This is a genomic window from Actinomycetospora atypica (genome assembly GCF_042653685.1).
Taxonomy (GTDB): domain Bacteria; phylum Actinomycetota; class Actinomycetes; order Mycobacteriales; family Pseudonocardiaceae; genus Actinomycetospora; species Actinomycetospora atypica.
In genome coordinates, this window is the sequence record NZ_JBHSIV010000072.1 from 1 (window position 1) to 5,502 (window position 5,502).

At 59.3% G+C, this 5,502-nt stretch carries 3 rRNA genes; all 3 read left to right on the plus strand.

What is annotated here, in order from left to right:
- The first annotated feature begins 139 nt into the window (after positions 1-139).
- Positions 140-1,669: ribosomal RNA gene (locus ACFPBZ_RS29225) — 16S ribosomal RNA — on the plus strand.
- A gap of 462 nt (positions 1,670-2,131) precedes the next feature.
- Positions 2,132-5,222, plus strand: a 23S ribosomal RNA gene (locus ACFPBZ_RS29230).
- A 146-nt stretch (positions 5,223-5,368) separates the two neighbouring features.
- Positions 5,369-5,485: ribosomal RNA gene (rrf, locus tag ACFPBZ_RS29235) — 5S ribosomal RNA — on the plus strand.
- The 16S, 23S and 5S rRNA genes sit together here, the layout of an rRNA operon.
- Positions 5,486-5,502 lie beyond the last annotated feature (17 nt).

The window sequence follows — 5,502 nt, forward strand, 5'->3', positions numbered from 1 at the left end:
GTGTGGTCGTCCTTTGAGAACTCAACAGTGTGCTGACGTTTTGTTTGTTTTGGCCCCAATTTTGGTTGGGGTTTCTTTGAGTATTGTCAGCGATAAGCCTTCTCCGTCTTCGGATGGGGTTGGCTGTCTCTAACGGTTTTTGTTGGAGAGTTTGATCCTGGCTCAGGACGAACGCTGGCGGCGTGCTTAACACATGCAAGTCGAGCGGTAAGGCCCTTCGGGGTACACGAGCGGCGAACGGGTGAGTAACACGTGGGTGACCTGCCCTCCACTCTGGGATAAGCCTGGGAAACCGGGTCTAATACCGGATAGGACTCCTGGATGCATGTCCGGGGGTGGAAAGTTTTTTCGGTGGGGGATGGGCCCGCGGTCTATCAGCTTGTTGGTGGGGTGATGGCCTACCAAGGCGACGACGGATAGCCGGCCTGAGAGGGTGATCGGCCACACTGGGACTGAGACACGGCCCAGACTCCTACGGGAGGCAGCAGTGGGGAATCTTGCGCAATGGGCGGAAGCCTGACGCAGCAACGCCGCGTGGGGGATGACGGCCTTCGGGTTGTAAACCTCTTTCGCGATCGACGAAGGTCCACTTTCTGTGGGCTGACGGTAGGTCGAGAAGAAGCACCGGCCAACTACGTGCCAGCAGCCGCGGTAATACGTAGGGTGCGAGCGTTGTCCGGAATTATTGGGCGTAAAGAGCTCGTAGGCGGTGTGTCGCGTCGGCCGTGAAAACCTGGGGCTCAACTCTGGGCGTGCGGTCGATACGGGCATCACTTGAGTTCGGCAGGGGAGACTGGAATTCCTGGTGTAGCGGTGAAATGCGCAGATATCAGGAGGAACACCGGTGGCGAAGGCGGGTCTCTGGGCCGATACTGACGCTGAGGAGCGAAAGCATGGGTAGCGAACAGGATTAGATACCCTGGTAGTCCATGCCGTAAACGTTGGGCGCTAGGTGTGGGGTCCATTCCACGGGTTCCGTGCCGCAGCTAACGCATTAAGCGCCCCGCCTGGGGAGTACGGCCGCAAGGCTAAAACTCAAAGGAATTGACGGGGGCCCGCACAAGCGGCGGAGCATGTGGATTAATTCGATGCAACGCGAAGAACCTTACCTGGGTTTGACATGCACCAGACAGGCGTAGAGATACGTCCTCCCTTGTGGTTGGTGTGCAGGTGGTGCATGGCTGTCGTCAGCTCGTGTCGTGAGATGTTGGGTTAAGTCCCGCAACGAGCGCAACCCTTGTCCCATGTTGCCAGCGGGTTATGCCGGGGACTCATGGGAGACTGCCGGGGTCAACTCGGAGGAAGGTGGGGATGACGTCAAGTCATCATGCCCCTTATGTCCAGGGCTTCACACATGCTACAATGGCCGGTACAGAGGGCTGCGAAGCCGCAAGGTGGAGCGAATCTCGTAAAGCCGGTCTCAGTTCGGATCGGGGTCTGCAACTCGACCCCGTGAAGTCGGAGTCGCTAGTAATCGCAGATCAGCAACGCTGCGGTGAATACGTTCCCGGGCCTTGTACACACCGCCCGTCACGTCACGAAAGTCGGTAACACCCGAAGCCCGTGGCCCAACCCGTAAGGGGGGGAGCGGTCGAAGGTGGGACTGGCGATTGGGACGAAGTCGTAACAAGGTAGCCGTACCGGAAGGTGCGGCTGGATCACCTCCTTTCTAAGGAGCTTTGCCTCGGATCACCGGTGGTGTTCGGGTGACAGGTCATCGTCTTGGTGGCCGGCTCGAGCAGTCATTCCGGTGGGAGGGCCGCCTACCCATGCTGGGTGGGTGGTTGCTTACTTGGTTTGTTCGTGGAACTTGACAAACGAATTTCCCGCGTCCCGGTCTCGTGCCGGGTGTGGGGCGTCGGTGCACTGTTGGGTCCTGAGAGGACGACCAGGCCCCCATTCCGGTAACGGGTGGGGGCCGGTCTGTTGTCTCTGGGCAGTCATCGCGGTCCTTTCCCGGTTGGGGGAGTGGCGGTGGTGGTCTGCGGGTTGTGGTTGTCAAGTGGATAGTGGACGCGAGCATCTTTTTTCTGGTCTGCGTAAAGTTTTTGCGTGGATGGCATGTTTGCTTGATGACTGTGTTGTTGTTGCATCGATGACGGCTGCTGTGTGTGGTTGTTGTTGGTGTGTTGGTCAAGTTGTCAAGGGCGCACGGTGGATGCCTGGGCATCAGGAGCCGATGAAGGACGTGGGAGGCCGCGATAGGCCTCGGGGAGCTGTCAACCGAGCTGTGATCCGAGGGTGTCCGAATGGGGTAACCCGGCAGCCGTCATGGGCTGTCACCCCCGCCTGAATGTATAGGGCGGGTGGAGGGAACGCGGGGAAGTGAAACATCTCAGTACCCGCAGGAAAAGAAAACAACAGTGATTCCGTGAGTAGTGGCGAGCGAAAGCGGAAGAGGCTAAACCCCGCTTGTGTGATAGCTGGCAGGTGTTGCTGGTGGGGTGTTGTGGGGCGTCATGTCCGGGGGCTGCTGACCCTGGGCGTCGTGGTGGATGGTTAGTCGAAGGCGTTGGGACGCGCCGGCGTAGAGGGTGAGACCCCCGTAGACGAAAACTGTTCATCAGGGCGTGGTGACGTGCCCGAGTAGCAGCGAGCCCGTGAAATTCGCTGTGAATCTGCCGGGACCACCCGGTAAGCCTAAATACTTCCTGATGACCGATAGCGGACAAGTACCGTGAGGGAAAGGTGAAAAGTACCCCGGGAGGGGAGTGAAATAGTACCTGAAACCGTGTGCCTACAAGCCGTCAGAGCTCGTACTTGTACGGGTGATGGCGTGCCTTTTGAAGAATGAGCCTGCGAGTTAGCGGTACGTGGCGAGGTTAACCCGTGAGGGGTAGCCGTAGCGAAAGCGAGTCCGAACAGGGCGAATATAGTCGCGTGCTCTAGACCCGAAGCGGGGTGATCTACCCATGGCCAGGGTGAAGCGCCGGTAAGACGGTGTGGAGGCCCGAACCCACCAGGGTTGAAAACCTGGGGGATGAGCTGTGGGTAGGGGTGAAAGGCCAATCAAACTCCGTGATAGCTGGTTCTCCCCGAAATGCATTTAGGTGCAGCGTCGCGTGGTACTCACCGGAGGTAGAGCACTGGTTGGCCTAGGGGGCCTACAAGCTTACTGAAGTCAGCCAAACTCCGAATGCCGGTGAGCGTTGAGCGCGGCAGTGAGACTGCGGGCGATAAGGTTCGTAGTCGAGAGGGAAACAGCCCAGATCGCCGGCTAAGGCCCCTAAGCGTGCGCTAAGTGGGAAAGGATGTGGGATCGCCCAGACAACCAGGAGGTTGGCTTAGAAGCAGCCACCCTTGAAAGAGTGCGTAATAGCTCACTGGTCAAGTGGTCCTGCGCCGACAATGTAGCGGGGCTCAAGCGCACCGCCGAAGCCGCGGCAACACCACGGACACCTAACGGTGGTGGTGTTGGGTAGGGGAGCGTCATACGGGTGGTGAAGCGGCGGAGTGATCCAGCCGTGGAACCCGTATGAGTGAGAATGCAGGCATGAGTAGCGATAGCAGAGTGAGAAACTCTGCCGCCGGATGACCAAGGGTTCCTGGGCCAGGCTTTTCCGCCCAGGGTGAGCCGGGACCTAAGGCGAGGCCGACAGGCGTAGTCGATGGACAACGGGTTGATATTCCCGTGCTCGTGTAGGCGCGTCCATGGCGAGCCCAGGTGTGCTAACCGCCCGAACCTGCAGGTCCCTTCGGGGACCGAACAGGGGAGCGCGGGATCCTGCCTGGTAGTAGCCAAGCGATGGGGTGACGCAGGAGGGTAGCTCCGCCAGTGAGTGGTTGTACTGGTGCAAGCGTGTAGGCCGGTGTCCAGGCAAATCCGGGCACCATGAGGCTGAGACGTGACGCATAGCCGTTGAGGCGAAGCAGAGTGATCCCATGCTGCCGAGAAAAGCCTCTAGCGAGTTCCTACGCGACCCGTACCCCAAACCAACACAGGTGGTCAGGTAGAGAATACCGAGGCGTTCGAGCGAACTGTGGTCAAGGAATTCGGCAAAATGCCCCCGTAACTTCGGGAGAAGGGGGGCCCTGTCTGGTGAAACCCTTCGCGGGTTAGCTGGGTGGGGCCGCAGAGACCAGGGGGAAGCGACTGTTTACTAAAAACACAGGTCCGTGCGAAGTCGCAAGACGATGTATACGGACTGACTCCTGCCCGGTGCTGGAACGTTAAGGGGACCGGTTAACCCTCACGGGTGAAGCTGAGAACTTAAGCGCCAGTAAACGGCGGTGGTAACTATAACCATCCTAAGGTAGCGAAATTCCTTGTCGGGTAAGTTCCGACCTGCACGAATGGAGTAACGACTTCCCCGCTGTCTCGACCACAGGCTCGGCGAAATTGCACTACGAGTAAAGATGCTCGTTACGCGCGGCAGGACGGAAAGACCCCGGGACCTTCACTACAGCTTGGTATTGGTGCTCGGTTCGGCTTGTGTAGGATAGGTGGGAGACTGTGAAGCCCGCACGCCAGTGCGGGTGGAGTCAACGTTGAAATACCACTCTGGTCGAATTGGGCATCTAACTTCGGGCCATGATCTGGTCCAGGAACAGTGCCTGGTGGGTAGTTTAACTGGGGCGGTTGCCTCCCAAAAAGTAACGGAGGCGCCCAAAGGTTCCCTCAGCCTGGTCGGCAACCAGGTGTCGAGTGCAAGTGCACAAGGGAGCTTGACTGTGAGACCGACGGGTCAAGCAGGGACGAAAGTCGGGACTAGTGATCCGGCACCACCTTGTGGAAGGGGTGTCGCTCAACGGATAAAAGGTACCCCGGGGATAACAGGCTGATCTTGCCCAAGAGTCCATATCGACGGCATGGTTTGGCACCTCGATGTCGGCTCGTCGCATCCTGGGGCTGGAGTAGGTCCCAAGGGTTGGGCTGTTCGCCCATTAAAGCGGTACGCGAGCTGGGTTTAGAACGTCGTGAGACAGTTCGGTCCCTATCCGCCGCGCGCGCAGGAGACTTGAGGAAGGCTGTCCCTAGTACGAGAGGACCGGGACGGACGAACCTCTGGTGTGCCAGTTGTCCCGCCAGGGGCACGGCTGGTTGGCTACGTTCGGAAGGGATAACCGCTGAAGGCATCTAAGCGGGAAGCCCGTTCCAAGATGAGGTCTCCCACCCCTGAGAGGGTTAAGGCCCCCAACAGACCATTGGGTTGATAGGCCAGACATGTACTCGCCGCAAGGCGTTCAGTGGACTGGTACTAATAGGCCGAGGACTTGCCCGACACACCACCAACACCCACACCCAGGGTCGTCGGTGGCCACACCACAGTCGACCAAGCCAACATGCGCACACAACGAGAACTGCTGCTCGCGTCCACACCACTTCACACCACACCCCCCACCTCACACGGTGGGGGTGGTTCGGTGTTCCGGTGGCCACAGCGGAGGGGAAACGCCCGGTCCCATCCCGAACCCGGAAGCTAAGCCCTCCAGCGCCGATGGTACTGCGACCGACAGGTCGTGGGAGAGTAGGACACCGCCGGAACACCCAACCACCCCCAC